This is a genomic window from Bradyrhizobium sp. (assembly GCF_036735945.1).
GTDB lineage: Bacteria > Pseudomonadota > Alphaproteobacteria > Rhizobiales > Xanthobacteraceae > Bradyrhizobium.
This window is the reverse complement of record NZ_DAINNI010000001.1, coordinates 130,224-146,770: the sequence shown is the minus strand read 5'-3', so window position 1 is coordinate 146,770 and position 16,547 is coordinate 130,224. Positions and strand designations below refer to the sequence as shown.

The following is a 16,547-nucleotide window of genomic DNA, read 5'->3' as shown; positions in this document are numbered from 1 at the left end:
TAATGACGCCGCGGTTCCACGCGAAAGTCACAGCAACCGGACGGATCAGACATTTGATTTTTCTATCGATCCATTTGCTTTTTCTATCAAGAAGACAATCCGCGCTTCCACGCGCTCGGTGATCTCGACCTTGTCGCCGGTCTCCCGGATCAGGTTGGGAATGTCGATGACCGACAATGGATCGGTGCAGTGCACTTCCAGAAAATCGCCCGGCGTGATCGCCTTCAGCGCCTTGCGGGTTTTCAGGGCCGGCAAGGGACATTTCAGGCCAGTGAGGTCGAGTTTCGTCGTCGTCATGGGCCGACCATGGCGAAGCGGTCCCGCATCGTCAACGGACATCAGTTGATGAGGCCCGCATAGGACAGAAAGCCCACCGTCTGGCCGGGCAAGACCTGCGTCACGTCTTCGCCAAGTTCGACCAGGCCGTCCGTATCCGCCAGCGAGGACAGAAGGCCGGCGCCTTCGCGCGGAAACTTCACGGCCTCGAGCGCGCCATCGGCGGCCTTGCACAGGCTGACGCGGACATATTCACGGCGCGAAATCTTCTTCTTGTAGCTGAACGCGGCACGAACCGGCATCGGCGTCAGCGGCTCCGGCGCCGCGCCTGACAGCGCCAGGATCGTTGGCCGCACCACATGGACGAAGGTGACAAAGCTCGCCACCGGATTGCCGGGCAGGCCGATGAACGGCGTGCCGCCGATGATGCCCATCGCAACCGGGCGTCCCGGCTTGATCGCCATTCGCCATAGCACCAGCCGGCCGACGCTCTCGACGCTCGCCTTGACGTGATCCTCCTCGCCGGTCGAAACGCCGCCGGTGGTGAGGATCAGATCGTGCACGGCAGCCACATCCTGCAGAGCACGCGCGAGCGCGGCGCGGTCGTCTCCGAGAATGCCGAGGTCGCTGACCTCGCAGCCGAGCCGCGCCAGCATCGCCATCAGCATGACGCGGTTGGAATCGAACAATTGCGCCGCGGTGCGCGTCGTGCCTGGCGAAGCCAGCTCATTGCCGGTAGAGAACACAGCGACGCGAAGGCGCCTGACGACCTCGAGGCCGGTCAAGCCGAACGCAGCGGCGAGCGCGACATCCTGCGGCCGCAGCCGCTGGCCGGCCCTCAACGCCGCAAAGCCCAACGGAATGTCTTCGCCCGCGGGGCGCACATTGGCGCCCGGCTTGAGGCCCGCCGGCAGCACCACCTTGTCGCCGTCGACGCGAACGTCTTCCTGCATGAAGACCGTATCGGCGCCTTCCGGCATCGGCGCACCGGTAAATATGCGCGTCGCCTGCCCCGGCTTGAGCGGCGCCGCTGCGGCGCTGCCGGCCTGGACGCGGCCGATCACCGGAAAGGCCTGCTCGTCCTGCTGCGGCAGATCGCGGCTCGACACCGCATAGCCGTCGACGGCGGAATTGGTGAACGGCGGCAGCGGCAGCGGCGCCAGAACGTCGTGCGCGAGAATGCGGCCATCGGCTTGCGCGAGCGTCGTCACCTCGACGTCCACCACCGGCGTCACGCGCGCCGCAATGAGGCCCACGGCCTCATCGACCGACATCATCGGGCCGCCAAAGGCAAAGCAATCGTCGGACAATTGCGCCATGTACCTGATCAGCCCTCAGCTTCGCATTTGGCCAATACGTCTTCGAGCGAGATCGCCGATTTCAGCATCATCGACGCCACCGCCGCGATATCGTCGAGATGGGCTGTCGGCAGCGTGGTTTCAACCGCCGTATCGGTCGCAATCCCGACGATGCCGGGGTCGTCGGGGAACAGCAGCGGCTTGCCATTGGCGGCACGATGGACCTCGATCTTGCGATGCGGCTCGCGCTTGAAGCCCTCGACCACGACGAGATCGACCTGCGACATTTTCGCCAGCAGTTCCGGAAGTCGCGGCTCGCTGGCGCCGCGCAGTTCGCGCATCAGCGCCCAGCGCTGGCTGGAGGACACCAGCACCTCTGCCGCGCCGGCCTCGCGGTGCCGCCAGGAATCCTTGCCGGGCACATCGACATCGAAGGCGTGATGGGCGTGCTTGATCACGGAGACGCGAAGGCCCTGCTTTGCGAATTGCGGGATCGCCCGCGTCAGCAAGGTGGTCTTGCCGGCGCCGCTCCATCCCGCGAGGCCTATTACCTTCATCATGCTCTCCGAGCCCGCATTTCCCTGCAGGATCGTCATGCCCGGGCTTGACCCGGGCATCCACGTCTCGCCTTGTCGCAGCAAGAAGCGCGTGGATGGCCGGGACAAGCCCGGCCATGACGGAGTAAACCGTGACTTGTTAACTCCGGTGCTTATATCAGCCGACAGGTAATGTCATGCTAACCTGCGTCCTATGATGAAGATGGAAAAAGCCCCAGCCCCCCTGATCGTGCCGAATCCGGAGGATCCGCGGCTGACCGAGCGTGTTGCCGGCACCGACCAGACCGGTGCTTTCGTCGAGATCCGGGTGCCGGTGGAGCGGCCGCTGACGCTGTACCTGAACGCGCAGGAGATCGTCACCATGATGACGATCGGCGACTATCCGGAATATCTGGCGCTCGGCTACCTCCTCAACCAGAACATGCTGAAATACGACGACATCGTCACCGAGGTCGAGTACGACGACGATTTGCAAGTCGTCGTGGTGCGCACCGAGCACCACACCAATTTCGAGGCAAAGCTGAGGAAGCGGACGCAGACCTCCGGCTGCGCGCAGGGCACGGCGTTCGGTGATTTGCTTGAAGCGGTGGAAAGCGTGGCGCTGCCGAAGGCTGAACTGCGCACCTCCTGGCTCTACGAGATGACGCGCGCGATCAACACCATGCCGTCGCTCTACCTGGAAGCCGGCGCGATCCATGGCTGCGTACTCTGCAAGGAAGGCACGCCGGTCTGCTACACCGAGGACGTCGGCCGTCACAACGCGGTCGACAAGATCGCGGGCTGGATCTATCGCCACGGCGTCGATCCCACCGACAAGATCCTCTACACCACCGGCCGCCTCACCTCGGAGATGGTGATCAAGACGGTGCGGATGGGCATTCCCATTCTCGTCTCGCGCTCAGGTTTCACCGCATGGGGCGTCGAGCTGGCGCGGCAGGTCGGGCTGACGCTGGTAGGGCGCACGCGAGGCAAGCGCTTCATTGCGCTATCGGGGCATGAGCGGATCGTGTTCGACCAGAACCTCGACTATGTCGAGGAAGAATCCGCGCGCCACAAGCGCAAGGGCGAAGAGCGTGACGAATAATATTCCCGGCGTTCTCCTGGCAGGCGGCCTCGCACGGCGAATGGGCGGCGGCGACAAGCCGATGCGCACCATCGGCGGCCGCACCATTCTCGACCGCGTGATCGCGCGGCTTGCGCCGCAGTGCGACGGATTGATCCTCAATGCCAACGGCGATCCCGCCCGCTTTGCGGCGTTCGGCCTGCCGGTCATTGCCGATGGTGTCGCTGATTTTCCTGGTCCACTCGCGGGCATCCTGGCAGCGCTCGATTGGGCCGCGGCCAACCGGCCGAACCTGAAATTCGTACTCAGCGCCGCCGCGGATTGTCCGTTCCTGCCACGCGATCTGGTGTCGCGGCTCTATGATGCACTCGAAGCTGACAATGCCGAACTCGCGGTGGCGGCTTCCGACGGCCAGTCACATCCGGTGATCGGGCTTTGGAACGTCGGCTTGCGCGAACAGCTTCGCCACGCACTCGTCGTCGAAGATGTCAGGAAGATCGACCGCTGGACCGCGCGCTACAGGTTGGCCACCGTGACATGGCCGGTTGCGCCACTGGACCCGTTCTTCAACGCCAACACCATGGACGATATCGCGGAGGCGGAACGGCTGGCCATCCTGGATGGGGGTTAGGCGGCCAGCGGCACGGACCAGGCGTCGTAGCCGTAAACCCAGTCGGTATCGGTTTTTCCGCTGAGCCAGGTATTGGCGCGCGAGGTATCCTGGATGCGCGACGTCCGCGGCTTTCGCGTTTCCTCGAAACGGCGGAAAGCATGCGCAACGCCTTCCCGTTCCACGCCGTCGAGACAGCGCGACAGCACGGCAGCATCCTCGATCGCCATCGCGGCGCCCTGCGCCATGTACGGCGTCATCGGATGGCAGGCGTCGCCGAGCAACGTCACATTGCGATCCGTCCAGCGCTCCAGCGAATTGCGGTCGACGATCGCCCATTTGTGGACGTCGGGGCATGCGCCCAGCACCTGCTCGACCTGCTGGTGGAAGCCGGCGAACGCCTTCCGCAACTCCCTGACGTCGCCCTTCGCCGACCATGACTCGATCCGGAAATCCGGCTCCGGCTGGCTGGTGACGAGATAGATCTCGCTGCGGTCCGGCTTCACGTAATAAATGACGATGTGGCGATCCTCGCCCCACCATTTGGTGCAATCGTCGATCTGTTCGCCGCCGAGCAGCGCGGCGGGATAGGTGGTGCGGTAGGCGATCCGCCCGGTGAAATTCACCGGCGAGGTGCCGAACAGGATATCTCTCACGATCGAGTGGACACCGTCTGCGCCGATCACGGCGTCGGCAACGACGTTCGCGCCATTGGCAAAGGCCAATCGGACACCCTCGCCGCTTTCCTCCAGCCCGACCAGTTTGTAATTGAGCCTGACGCATGCATCGGGAACGGCGCTGGCGAGCGCGGCATGCAGATCGCCGCGGTGCGCCAAAAGATAGGGCGCGCCAAATTTCTGCTCGGCGCTCTCGCCGAAGATCATGTCGAACTTGATGTCGCCGGTGCGCCAGTCGCGGTTGTTCCAGGAACGCGGATAGAAGGATTGGCCGCGCAGCCTTGTCTCCAGCCCGAGTCCGCGCAGCACCTGCATGGCATTGCAGCCGATCTGGATGCCGGCGCCGATCCGCGCGAATTGCGTCGCCTGCTCATAGACGGTGGCGTCGATGCCGACCCGCCCCAGCGCCGCGGCGGTCGCGAGCCCACCCATGCCGGCGCCAATGATCGCAATCGATAGCGGTCTTGCCATTCCCATCCCCCGCCCGAGCCCGAGCCGTTTCTGTTGACGGCTTCTTCAGTCCGCGTCCGCTTCAGGCCGGCCGAAAACCTGCCTGCGTCAGCACCGCGCGTCGCTCCTCCGACGCCAGCGCTTCGAGAAAGGCCTGCACGGCCGGCCTCTGCTTGCGCGCCTTTACCAGCGCGAAGTCATAATGCTCTTCGGCAAAGGGAATGAAACCCAGGTTTGACGCATGCGCGACCGGCGCAATGGTCATGCCCCAGTCGGCGCGGTGCTGCGCGACGGCCGCAGCCACGGCATTGTGCGAGCGCGGCTGATTCCAGTAGCCGTCCGGGCGCGCGCCGCCGAGCAGGCGATCGATCAGGATGCGGGTGCCGGCCCCCTGGTTGCGGTTGACCATGATGCAGGCGGGATCGGCAAGGGCCACGCGCACCGCCTCTTCCGCGCTCAAACCCTCGAAGCGCCGGTCGCCCTTGCGAAACACGATGCCCTGCATGCGGCGCCAGCCCGGCACCAGTTCGAGGTCGTCGCTGAGATAGGGCGTGTTGTAGGTCTCGCTCTTCTCGTCGAACAGATGGATCGGGGCAAAATCGCACTCGCCGCGCCTGGCGGCCGAGAGCCCGCCGAGGCTGCCGACGGCGATCGAGCGCACCACGAGCCCGCCATGCGCCAGCGGCGCGGTGACGAGATCGAGCCCGGTGCAATGGCTGCCAACGATGACGAGATCCGGAACCCGCACATGCGGCGTGAACAGCGTGACTTCGGTCTCGCTTCCTGCCGGCATCTGGTCTGCCAGCGCATCGATGCGCAGGAAGCCGTCGGCCTGCGCAAAGGACGTGATGGCGCCGGAGCCTTTCCCCGTGGGGTACGCGATCAAGCCGTCGGCTCCTTCGACCAGCGACACCATGACGAACTCGGTGCGGCCCAACTCGGAAGCGATCCGCACCGGCACGCGCGCACTGACCTTGGCGTCCGAACGCGGCGGCAAGCCGGCCATCCGCCGCAACACCGGCACGATCATGTCGTGGAAGGTGAACATCGCCGAGGTCGGAAAGCCCGGCAGGATGATCACGGGCTTGCCGTCGCAGACTGCAAGGCACAGCGGCTTGCCGGGTTTCAGCGCGACGCCGTGCGCGATGATGCCGGGCTTGCCGAGCCGTCCGATGATGCGGTGGGAGACATCGCCCGCGCCTTTGGAAGTGCCGCCTGACAGCACCAGCATGTCACTGGTTGCGAGCGCCTTGCGCATCGCGTCTTCGAGCTGCGCTTCGTCGTCGGGGATTGCGCCGAGAAAGCGGGCCTCGCCGCCGTTCTCCGATATCGCCGCGGTGACGATCGCGCCGTTGGTGTCGTAGATCGCAGCCGGCCGCAACGGTTGTCCGGGCTGCACCAGTTCGTCGCCGGTGGAAATGACGGCAACGCGCGGCCGTCGCGCGACCGGAACCTGCGCGATGCCGCAGGCTGCCAGCATGCCGATCTCGCGCGAGCCGACGATCGTGCCGCCGCGCAGCAGCGCCTCGCCGCGCGCGATATCGGAACCGGCATAAGAGACGAACTGGCCAGGCGAAGCGGCGCGGCGGATTTCGATCGCGCGAGGTCCCGCCGGCTGCGTATGCTCGACCATCACGATGGCGTCCGCCCCGCGCGGCACCGGACCGCCGGTCGCGATCGGCGTCGCCGTTCCCGACAATACCGGCCGCGTCGGCGCGGTGCCGCAGGCGATCACCTCGTCGTTCAGCATCACGCGGAGCGGCGAAGCCTCGCCGGCCGACACAAGATCGGCCGAGCGCACCGCAAAGCCGTCGACATTGGAGCGGTCGAACGGCGGCACATCGATCGGCGCCACCACGTCTTCGGCGAGCGCGCAGCCGAGCGCATCAGCAAGCGGGCGCATCTCCGTCGGAACGGCGCGCGGGAACAGCGCCGCTTCGAACCGTGCCAGCGCGTCCTCGCGCGACAGGATCGTCAGGAACTGATCCTGCTCGCTGGTATCGCGGTCTCTCGGCGAGGGCGTATTGGTCATTCCAGAGCTCATATCACTCCCGCAACACATAGGCATCGACAGTGCTGCCTGCCGCAAATCCTTCCGAGCCGCCTGATACCACAAGCCAGGCCTCGGCGCGGCCGATCGCATCCAGCGACAAATCGCCCACCGCCAGCGTGTTCCACATATCCTCGTTGCGTTCCACAAGCACGATCTCGGCGAGCCCGATCTGAGATGCAATCTTGCGCGCCAGCGGCAAATTGACCGTCCGCCGTCGCGCTCGAGCGGCGAGACGATCGAGCAGAGGCAACGCCAGCGTCCACCATGCCGCCAGCGCCTGGTCCGGCGCGCCGGGCAACACCACGACGGGCGTCTTGCCGATGCGCCCGACGGCCGCGGTGCGCCCGGGCTGCAGGGCAATGCCGTGAGCGAGAACCGCGCCACGCGCAGCGAGTGCCGTCACCGCAGCGTCGGTGCGGCCCACGCCGGAGCCACCGACAATCAGGAGCAAATCGCAGGCACCGGTATCAAGCGCCGCGCCGATCGATACGGCATCGCGGGAGGCAGCGGTGACGTGGATGATATCGGCGGATTCAGCGCGCGCGCTTTCCGCGATCAAAGCCGCCGTTGCACTGCCGCCGGGGACATTGACGATGCGCAGGCGCGGACGGCGGATTTTTATGCGCTCCAATCCGGCGGCGCGCGCCATTACAAGATGGCGCGGCAGCACACGCTGCCCAGCCCGGACCACGAGACTGCCCGCGGCAAACTCGCTGCCAGCCCGGCGCACGCCCTGCCCCGGTATGGCCTCCGCCAACACCTGCGGCATCGGACCGGAGATGTCGACGGAATCCGCATCCAGCACACAGTCGCAACCATGCGGCATGACTTCGCCGGCCTCGACCCAGGCGGGCGCGGCCAGCAGTGGCAGCGGCGAATAGGACGACGCGCCGACGAGATCGCGCGCGGAAAAGGCGTAGCCGTCCACCACCGCGATGTCGCGCAAAGGATGAACTGGGAGCGGCGGCATTTCAGCAGCGGTGCATCCCACCGTCTCCGCGAGCACCGCTTCGACCGGAGCGATCGGTTCCACATCATCAAGCAGCACTGCAAGTGCGGCGTCGAGTGGCGTCAGGGAAGTCGGCAGGCGCTGGAGCGACGTCATCGCCCGGCTATGCCCTGAATCGGGTTGGAAATAAACAGAGCCCGTTACCGCTAACAGTTCTCCCTGCTCCTTTCGGCCGATTGACGCAGGTCCGGAATAGTTGCAAATGAGACCAATTGGCGGAGCCAACCGCCGATCAAATGATCCGGCCAATCAAGCCGATGGGAGAGAAACGGATGTTCGCCAGGAACCTTTCCAGGCTGGGAGTACTCGCGGCTGCGCTGCTGGGATCGACCGCCGCGCTCGCGCAAATTTCAGACGATGTGGTCAAGATCGGCGTCCTCACCGACATGACCGGCCCGGCGTCGACGCCGACCGGCGAGGGATCGGTGACGGCGGCGCAAATGGCGGTCGACGATTTCGGTGGCAAAGTGCTGGGCAAGCCGATCAGCATTGTCGTCGGCGATCATCAGCTCAAGCCCGACATTGGCGGCGGCATCGCGCGGCGCTGGTACGACGTCGATCAGGTCGACCTGATCGTCGACGTGCCGGTCTCGGCCGTTGGCCTTGCCGTGCAGAACATCGCCAACGAGAAGAAGAAGCTATTGATCGTGCACTCGACCGGCACGGCGGATTTCCACGGCAAATTCTGTTCGCCATACGCGATGCAATGGGTGTTCGACACCAGGGCGCTTGCGGTCGGCACCGCGCAGGCGGTGGTGAAGCGCGGCGGCGATAGCTGGTTTTTCATCACCGACGACTATGCCTTTGGCCATTCGCTGGAACGCGATGCTTCCACCGTCATTGCCGCCAATGGCGGCAAGGTGCTCGGCTCGGTGCGGCCGCCGCTCGCCACGCCCGATCTCTCGTCCTTCGTGCTGCAGGCGCAGGCGTCCAAAGCCAAGATCATCGGCATCGCCGCCGGTCCGCCGAACAACATGAACGAGATCAAGACCGGCGCCGAGTTCGGCGTGTTCAAGGGCGGCCAGCAGATGGCGGCGCTGCTGGCACTGATCACCGACATCCATTCGCTCGGACTGCCGGCGGCGCAGGGTCTGCTGCTGACGACGTCGTTCTACTGGGACATGGACGACAAGACCCGCGAATGGTCGAAGCGCTATTTCGCCAAGATGAACCGGATGCCGACGATGTGGCAGGCCGGCGTCTATTCCTCCGTCATGAGCTATCTCAGCGCCATCAAGGAAACCGGCACCGACGAGCCGTTGAAAGTGGCGGCGAAGATGCGCGAGAAGCCGATCGAGGATTTCTTCTCGCGCAACGGCAAGCTGCGCGAGGATAATCTGATGGTGCACGACCTCTGGCTGGTGCAGGTCAAGAAGCCCGAGGAATCGAAATATCCGTGGGACTATTATCAGATCCTCGCCAAGATCCCTGGCGATGAAGCGTTCGGCCCGCCCGATCCGGCGTGTGCGTTGGGGAAGAAATGACTGCGTAGCAGTCATTCCGGGGCGCGCAAGCGAACCCGGAATCTCGAGATTCCGGGTCTGGTCCTGACGGACCATCCCGGAATGACTAACGCCTATAGAAGCGCAGCTTCTTACTTCACCACCCCCGCTTCCTTCAGGAACTTCATCACCCCGGGATGAATCAGCGCCGCATTCGGCACGGCCGCGACCGTGTTCGCAGCCGTGGTCTCGCAGGCCTGCGGCAGCTTCCTGCAGAGCGCGGCCTCCGAACCGTGCAGCGTGCGCGCCAGCCGATAGGCGACGTCGTCGGGCAGGCTTTCGCGCGCGAGCACGAAGCTCCAGGAGCCGATGGAATCGATCGCGGCAGGCTGGTTCGGATAGCTGTTGGCCGGCACGGTCAGCGGCTTGAGAAAGGTGTGCCTGGCGCGGACGCGCGCGATCTCGCCGGCGTCAGGCGCGATGAAGCGCGCGCCGCCCGGCGCCTGCGCCATCGCGGCAAAGCCGGGCCAGCCGATGCCCGCGCCCCACAGCGCGGCGGCGCGGCCATCCTGCACCATGGCCGGGCCGTCGCCGGCGCGGTCGAGATAGATCGACTTGAAGTCCTCGTCCTGCTTCAGCCCGATGCCGTCGAGGATATAGCGCGACAGGATCGGCAGGCCCGATCCCTTGGCGCCGAATGCCACGGGCTGGCCGACCAGATCCTTGATCGTCTTGTAGGGGCTGTCCGCCCGCACCACGAACATGCCGGGGCTGGAATACATCGCGGTGAGGATCTTCAGCTTTGTCGGTTTCCGGCCGATGCCCATGAACGCTTCGTAAGCCGGCTCTCCCGCCACCAGCGCAATATCGAGTTGGTCGGCTTCCAGGAGCGGGATATTCTCGTTGGAGCCCTTGGTGTTGCGCGGCTCGATCGACAGCGCCGGATCGGCCGCATTCATGATTTCCGCGAACGCGTTGCCGTAAACCGGAAAGCCACCGCCTGGCGTCGCAGTACCGAGACTGATCGTGGTCCTGGTAATAGCCTTGCCTCCATCCTGTGCCGTGGCGCCGCTTGCAAGCAGCAGGCCAGTGCAGGCAATCCAAGCGAGTTTCATGTTGGCCTCAAGCGTTCGATGACGAATGATGCAACGGAGGTTGTAGGCAAGCCTGAGTGTTTGCGAAAGCGCGTTTTCGGCCCAAAACCCGGCATTGCCGGATCGCGATCTCCCCTGTAAACGATGGCGGCACCGTTGCCGGCCGCCCAATTCCCGCGGCCGCTCCGCGGCGGGGCCTGTAGCTCAACGGTTAGAGCCGGCCGCTCATAACGGTCTGGTTGCAGGTTCGAGTCCTGCCGGGCCCACCAATGAAATCAACAACTTATTCCGTTCAATTTCGCCGCAGGGGGATTACCGCGCCAGATACGTGCGCTTTTCGTTCGTGGGTAGGTTCGCGCATCGCGATCTTTTCGACGGCATCTGACAAATGATCTGGATGATGGTGGCCGTAGGTGTTGAGCAGAACCCCAAGCGACATGCCGAGCTAACCGGCTGCTTGCCATGGATCTGCGCCTCTTTGCATAAGCCAGGTTGCCGCGGTGTCAGCTATTCCCTGCGGTCATGAACATCGATCTCGCGGCCCTGCCGGATGATGTGGAGACGTTACAAGGGCTGGTGCGATCGCTCGCAGCCGAGCGCACCAGCCTCAGCGAGGCGCAGGCCGAGATCGAACGGCTCCATCTCATCATCAAGAAGCTACGGCGTAGCCAGTTTGTCCGACGGGCCGAACGCCCCGATGACGACCAATTGCACCTCGGCCTTGAGGGCATCGAAGTCGAGTTGGCGCGAATCGAGGCCAGGCTTCCTGCCGTCAACACCAAGGCCGCCAGACCGGCGGAGCGACCGAACCTGCCGGCCCATCTGGCCCGCGAGGACGTCCGGTCCGATGTTGAGAGCCAGGCCTGCCCTTGCTGCGGCGGAGCGCTGCATCTGATCGGTGAGACAATCGGTGAGATGCTCGACCATGTGCAGGCCCGCATGCGGGTCATCCGCATCTGCCGGCCCCGCTACGGCTGCCGCGCCTGCGGCACCGTCCACCAGGCGCCTGCGCCAGAACGGCCGATCGCCAAGGGCCTCGCGACGATGTGTTCCACTTGTGCGTCCGAATGCAACAAGCGTGGTTAAGCAAGCCAATTAGACTCAGATGACGATTATTTAATGGCTGGTTGCGCTCGCGGCATATCGGCTGCCCGCAACCTCTCCCCATATACTAGTCTGGAACGCTTCTGACAAAGCGAAGACCCATCGGTCCCTCAGTCTTGGAGGCCATCGTTATGAAAAACAAGATCGATCAGGAAACCTCCCCTCAAATATCGGATCAACTCCATCCGTTCGTCCATGTCGCCCTCGCTGGGCTCTCATTCTGTCTGGTGTTGTCAGCGTGGACCCTCTTTTCGCAGGGAGGATATTTGGAGCTCAATCTCGGGGTCATTAGCGCGCTCTTCTTCATGATCACCGCGATTCCGACGGTGTTGTATCTTCTCGGACGCAAGCCCGTCGATAGAGCGGGCAGCGCCGCTCGTTCGTGGCGTGCGTGGATATCCGGCGACTTCGACACGAGGCAAGGTCGACGCACGGCCCTCAGCGCGTCCGTGGAAATTCTCTTGCCGATGACAGCGGCGGTAATTGGCGGCATCGGGATCGGCATCGTGTTCCACCTGACCGAGGTCGGCAGCTCCTGGCTCTAAATCGACAGAACAATCCGTCGCGGCTTTGTACGCGCAGATTTCCCGCTCCGCGCAGATGTGTTCCGCCGCGCGCGAGCTGACCCGCCAGCGCGCTTTGAACGGCCCCCGCTCGATGCGTCGGGCACTCTTGCGCGCTCTCCATCGCCCCCGAACAAATTGGATTTCGCGGCGCAGGCCGGCCTCCAGAGTGCCGGCCTGCAGGCGCTGCACAATGACGATCCATATCGGGTTGAGGAGATCGCTGTGACGATGTCCAGCGAAGAGGCCGCGACAAAGCGCACTCGGCGAAGATGGCTTTCTCAAATTTAATACTGGTCCGGCCAGGCTTCCACGCACCCTCTGCGTTTCTACACTATCTGTTGAATCAAAATGATTAGGGACGGGAACGATGAAGCGCGGAATTGCGGTCTTGTTGTGCCTTTGCGCCGTCGCCGTCGCAGCTCATTTTGCGATCAGCAAGTGGGGCATTCGGCACGAGACGCTGAATCTGTTCGACACCGTACGGCAGCGGCCGATCGCCGTCGACCTTGCCGTACGCTGGGACTACGAGATGAAGGCGGATGACGGATACTGGAAGCTTCCGGTCGCCATCATCAGCAACGGCAATACCGTCAAGAACACCGAGTATTCGTTTCTGGCCGACGTGTTCGCCGCCAGGGGATACCTGGTGGCCAGCGTTCAGCAGGATCTGCCGACTGATCCGCCCCTGCCGACCAAGGTCGGCCTGCCCTATGTCGGCCGGCGCGGAGTCTACGAAAAAGGCGAAGCCAACATTCTGTTCGTGATCCAGCAACTAAAGAAACTGCAGCCGAGTGCCGACTACGGTCATTTGACGCTGGTCGGACACTCGAACGGCGGTGACACCGCCATGTACTTCGCCAAGCTGCACCCCGACCTGGTTTCGAAAGTAATCACGCTCGATAATCTGCGAGTTCCCTTCGTACTTCGTAAAACGCTGAAGATTCTTTCATTCCGCTCAACGGATCCGAAATTCGTAACCGATCCTGGCGTGCTGCCATCCCCCCAGCAAGCCAAGGCGGACGGTATTGACATTGTCCACACCCGCTTTCAGCACACCTGGATGAGCGACCGCGGTCCCATTTTCGCGAAGCAAAAGATCCAAGCCATGCTCGACGAGTTTCTCGACAACGGCAGCGCCAGCGAACTCGGGCCGGCCAATACCGATGACCTAATCGTTTCCAAGGCAAGCGCGCCGCGTTCCTAGCGCCGGTAGCGGGCCTTGGCACCAGAGTGTATACGAACCGACGTCGATTTCAGACCGTGCTTACTGCATCGCCCGACGGCGGGATTTGAGAGGCACCTCGCTCTACCTCGCGGGAATGGTCGGTTGCGATCAACAGATAGACCGCCGGGACCACGAACAACGTAAACAGCGTACCAATCGAAAGCCCGCTCGCGATCACGAGCCCCATGTTAAACCGCGAAACCGCACCGGCGCCACTTGCGGCGATCAGCGGAACCACACCGAGCACCATCGCCGCGGTCGTCATCAGAATCGGACGAAGCCTGATGCCGGCAGCCTGTTCGATGGCCTCACGCCTGGAGATGCCGTTGCGCTGCAATTCGTTGGCGAACTCGACGATCAGAATCGCATGTTTGCTGATCAGGCCCATCAGGGTCACCAGACCGACTTCGGTGTAGATGTTCAGCGATGCGCCACCGATACCGAGACTCACGAAAACCAGCGCGCCCGCAATCGACATGGGCACGGAGACCAGGATGATGCACGGGTCCCGGAAGCTTTCGAACAACGCCGCCAGCGACAGGAAAATGATGATGAGCGCAAACCCGAAGGTAAGGAGGAAGCCGGAGGATTCCTGGATATACTGACGGGACAATCCGCCGTAGTCGACGGTGTAGCCCTGGGGCAGCATCTTGGCCGCCAGGTTGTTGAGGAAATCCAGCGCGTCGGCCTGAGCGATACCGGGGGCCGCAACTCCCTGGATGATGGCGCTATTGAGCTGCTGGAAATGATTGAGTGTCTCCGGCACCGTCTTGGTAGTGACGTGCGCGACCGTCGATAGGGATACCGGTACGCCGGAGACGTTCGCGATGTAGTAGTTGAGCAACTGGTCCGTATTCAGACGAAACTGCCGCTGAACCTGCGGAATCACCTTGTAGGAGCGCTGATCGAGGCTGAAGTAATTGACGTATCCGCCGCCCAGCATCGTCGCCATGGCGTTGCCAACATCGCTCATTTTGAGCCCGAGTTGCGCGGCCTTGTCGCGATCGATCTCGACCATGGCTTCCGGGTTATCGATCTTGAGGTCCGTATCGAGAAAGATGAACATTCCACTGTCGAGCGCAGCCTTGAGAAATCGCTGGGTGGCATCATTGAGCCGTTCGAACGAGTCGGTCGTCTTGATTGCAAACTGTATCGGTAACCCCCGACTGCCTGGCAACGGAGGCAATTGAAACGCGGCGATGCGCGCGCCAGCGACCTGGTCGAGCTTCCTCTGAACGATCGGCTGGAGTTGATTGCTCGTTCGGTCACGCTCGTCCCATGGCTTCAGCACCATGCCGGCGACCACGGTGGCGGGAGAGTTGATCTGGAAGACGTGATCGGCCTCCGGAAATTGCTTCATGATCCGATAGACCTGCCGCGCATATAGTACCTTCTGTTGCAGCGTGGCGTTCGGCGCGAGCGTCGACGATGCGATCACGACACCTTGGTCTTCCTGCGGGGCGAGTTCCCTCTTGGCGCCCGCATAGAGAAAATAAATGCTGGACAGCACCAGCAATGCAAAGACCATCGTCACGGGGACATGGTTGAGACTGCCGTGCAGCCATCTCAGGTAGAAGCGTCGCAAGGCATCGAAGCGGCGATCGACGAAAGCCACAAAGCGCTCCTGCCGGCCTTGCGTGGTGCCGCTGGCTTTCAGGAGTCGCGAACTCATCATCGGCGATAGAGTAAGCGCAACGACGGCTGATATCGTCACGGTTCCGACAAGGGTAAATGCGAATTCGGTGAACAACGCGCCAGTCAAGCCGCCCTGGAATGCGATTGGGACGTAGACCGCGACCAGGACCGCCGTCATTGCGATGATCGGGCGGCCTAGCTCCCGTGCCGCCTCGATTGCCGCGACGACTCGTGTCTTGCCTTCCTCCAGATGGCGATTGACGTTTTCGACGACGATGATCGCGTCATCCACAACGAGCCCGATGGCGAGCACCAACGCGAGCAAGGTCAGAAGATTGATCGAGAATCCGAGCGCCAGCATCATCGTGAAAGCGCCGACCAATGACAGCGGAATCGCAACCATCGGGATGAAGACCGAACGAACGGACCCCAGAAACAGGAACACGATCAGGTTGACGATCAACAGCGCTTCGACCAGGGTCCGCGCCACGTCGCGGATGGCGGCATTCACGAAATTCGTCGAATCGTACACGATCCGGCCCTGCAGGCCGTTCGGCAATGCCGCGTGGATCGCCGGAAAGATCTTGTGCACGCCGGCGATGACGTCGAGTAGATTGGCTGTCGGCGCCACCTGGATGCCGATATAGACCGCCGGCTTGCCGTCGAACGCGACCTCAGTTTCATAACTGTCCGCGCCGAGCGTAACATTGGCGACATCCTTCAACCGCACGATGGCGCCACCCGCCTGTTTGACGATCAGGTTGGCAAATTCACTTTCGGTGTGCAGGCCGGTCGACGCGGTCAGATTGACTTCCACCATCTGTCCCTTGGTGGCGCCGAGTCCCGAGATGTAATTGTTTTGCGCCAACGCCGCCGAAACGTCGGTAGCCGTCAAGCCGTACGCGGCGAGCTTCTTGGGCTTGAGCCAGGCGCGCAGTGCAAAATTCTGCGCGCCCAGTATCTCCGCAGTCTGCACGCCGGGCACCGCCTGCAGCTTCGGCTGCACGGCCCGGGCGAGATAATCGGTGATCTGGTTGCGCGCCAGTACTTCGCTGTCGAAGCCAAGATACATGGCGTCCACGGTCTGGCCGATCTGCACCGTCAGGACCGGCTGCTGCGATCCCGAGGGAAGCTGGTTCAGGACCGAGTTAACCTTGGTGTTGATTTCGGTCAGCGCCTTGTCGGCATCAAAGTTCAGGCGGAGGTTGACGGTTATCGTGCTGACACCGCTCGCGCTATTCGAACTCATGTAGTCGATGCCGTTCGCTTGCGCGATCGCATTCTCGAGGGGGGTCGTTATAAATCCGGCGATCACGTCGGGATCGGCGCCGTAGTAGGTCGTAGTGACGGTTACGACGGCGTTCTGGGTGCGTGGATACTGCAGCACCGGCAACGAACCCATGGCACGCAAACCCAGCGCGAGGATCATCAGATTTACGACGGTGGCGAGAACCGGCCGGCGAATGAAAAGGTCCGTGAAGCTCATCG

13 protein-coding genes, 1 tRNA gene and 2 pseudogenes are annotated in these 16,547 nt (G+C 63.2%); 7 read left to right on the top strand and 9 right to left on the bottom strand.

Annotation, left to right across the window (positions count from 1 at the left end; genetic code table 11):
- Positions 1 to 45 precede the first annotated feature (45 nt).
- From V7E26_RS00660 to mobB, 3 genes are read right to left on the bottom strand one after another with little or no spacing between them, the layout of a single operon-like run.
- Positions 46 to 297: a sulfurtransferase TusA family protein gene (locus V7E26_RS00660; RefSeq protein ID WP_324412372.1), complete on the bottom strand. Its 252-nt coding sequence runs from the start codon at positions 295 to 297 to the stop codon at positions 46 to 48.
- A gap of 41 nt (positions 298 to 338) precedes the next feature.
- Positions 339 to 1,595, bottom strand: coding sequence for a molybdopterin molybdotransferase MoeA (locus V7E26_RS00655; protein WP_324412370.1), 1,257 nt, complete (start codon positions 1,593 to 1,595; stop codon positions 339 to 341).
- An 8-nt stretch (positions 1,596 to 1,603) separates the two neighbouring features.
- Positions 1,604 to 2,131: a molybdopterin-guanine dinucleotide biosynthesis protein B gene (mobB, locus tag V7E26_RS00650; RefSeq protein ID WP_324412466.1), complete on the bottom strand. Its 528-nt coding sequence runs from the start codon at positions 2,129 to 2,131 to the stop codon at positions 1,604 to 1,606.
- 193 nt (positions 2,132 to 2,324) lie between these two features.
- Here mobB and fdhD point away from each other — a divergent pair, with 193 nt between their 5' ends.
- Together fdhD and mobA are read left to right on the top strand one after the other, a co-directional pair.
- A complete protein-coding gene (gene fdhD / locus V7E26_RS00645) occupies positions 2,325 to 3,215 on the top strand; it encodes a formate dehydrogenase accessory sulfurtransferase FdhD (RefSeq protein ID WP_324412367.1) in 891 nt (296 codons plus the stop codon).
- Positions 3,160 to 3,825 (top strand): molybdenum cofactor guanylyltransferase MobA, encoded by a 666-nt coding sequence (mobA, locus tag V7E26_RS00640; RefSeq protein ID WP_324412365.1) that lies wholly within the window; start codon positions 3,160 to 3,162, stop codon positions 3,823 to 3,825. The genes fdhD and mobA overlap by 56 nt, the downstream gene beginning before the upstream one ends.
- Here mobA and V7E26_RS00635 read toward each other — a convergent pair.
- The 3 genes from V7E26_RS00635 to V7E26_RS00625 all read right to left on the bottom strand — a co-directional run bounded on the left by V7E26_RS00635 (position 3,822) and on the right by V7E26_RS00625 (position 8,089).
- Positions 3,822 to 4,952, bottom strand: a complete 1,131-nt coding sequence (locus tag V7E26_RS00635) for an FAD-dependent monooxygenase (RefSeq protein ID WP_324412363.1) — start codon at positions 4,950 to 4,952, stop codon at positions 3,822 to 3,824. The two genes, mobA and V7E26_RS00635, sit on opposite strands and share 4 nt — an antisense overlap.
- Positions 4,953 to 5,013: 61 nt before the next feature.
- Positions 5,014 to 6,975 (bottom strand): molybdopterin biosynthesis protein, encoded by a 1,962-nt coding sequence (locus V7E26_RS00630; RefSeq protein ID WP_442893334.1) that lies wholly within the window; start codon positions 6,973 to 6,975, stop codon positions 5,014 to 5,016.
- A gap of 1 nt (position 6,976) precedes the next feature.
- On the bottom strand, positions 6,977 to 8,089 hold the full coding sequence (locus tag V7E26_RS00625) for a molybdopterin-binding protein (RefSeq protein ID WP_324412464.1): 1,113 nt from the start codon (positions 8,087 to 8,089) through the stop codon (positions 6,977 to 6,979).
- A gap of 176 nt (positions 8,090 to 8,265) precedes the next feature.
- Here V7E26_RS00625 and V7E26_RS00620 point away from each other — a divergent pair, with 176 nt between their 5' ends.
- Positions 8,266 to 9,477: an ABC transporter substrate-binding protein gene (locus tag V7E26_RS00620; protein WP_324412359.1), complete on the top strand. Its 1,212-nt coding sequence runs from the start codon at positions 8,266 to 8,268 to the stop codon at positions 9,475 to 9,477.
- 110 nt (positions 9,478 to 9,587) lie between these two features.
- Here the strand turns inward: V7E26_RS00620 and V7E26_RS00615 are convergent, their stop codons facing one another.
- Positions 9,588 to 10,550, bottom strand: coding sequence for a TAXI family TRAP transporter solute-binding subunit (locus tag V7E26_RS00615; protein ID WP_324412357.1), 963 nt, complete (start codon positions 10,548 to 10,550; stop codon positions 9,588 to 9,590).
- Positions 10,551 to 10,722: 172 nt separating this feature from the next.
- Here V7E26_RS00615 and V7E26_RS00610 point away from each other — a divergent pair.
- Positions 10,723 to 10,798 (top strand) — tRNA-Ile (locus V7E26_RS00610).
- 23 nt (positions 10,799 to 10,821) lie between these two features.
- On the opposite strand, the pseudogene V7E26_RS00605 reads toward V7E26_RS00610, so the two are convergent.
- Positions 10,822 to 11,049, bottom strand: a pseudogene (locus tag V7E26_RS00605) (site-specific integrase); the annotation flags it as partial.
- Between the two features lie 2 nt (positions 11,050 to 11,051).
- On the opposite strand from V7E26_RS00605, the pseudogene V7E26_RS00600 reads away from it, so the two are divergent.
- The 3 genes and pseudogenes from V7E26_RS00600 to V7E26_RS00590 all read left to right on the top strand — a co-directional run.
- Positions 11,052 to 11,573: pseudogene (locus tag V7E26_RS00600) on the top strand (IS66 family transposase zinc-finger binding domain-containing protein); the annotation flags it as partial.
- 191 nt (positions 11,574 to 11,764) lie between these two features.
- The gene (locus tag V7E26_RS00595) at positions 11,765 to 12,178 is read left to right on the top strand and encodes a hypothetical protein (protein ID WP_324412352.1); all 414 of its coding nucleotides are present in this window, start codon (positions 11,765 to 11,767) and stop codon (positions 12,176 to 12,178) included.
- Positions 12,179 to 12,566: 388 nt separating this feature from the next.
- Positions 12,567 to 13,403 (top strand): alpha/beta fold hydrolase, encoded by an 837-nt coding sequence (locus V7E26_RS00590; protein ID WP_324412350.1) that lies wholly within the window; start codon positions 12,567 to 12,569, stop codon positions 13,401 to 13,403.
- Between the two features lie 49 nt (positions 13,404 to 13,452).
- On the opposite strand, the gene V7E26_RS00585 is transcribed toward V7E26_RS00590, so the two are convergent.
- Positions 13,453 to 16,545, bottom strand: coding sequence for an efflux RND transporter permease subunit (locus V7E26_RS00585; RefSeq protein WP_324412348.1), 3,093 nt, complete (start codon positions 16,543 to 16,545; stop codon positions 13,453 to 13,455).
- Between the last annotated feature and the right edge of the window lie 2 nt (positions 16,546 to 16,547).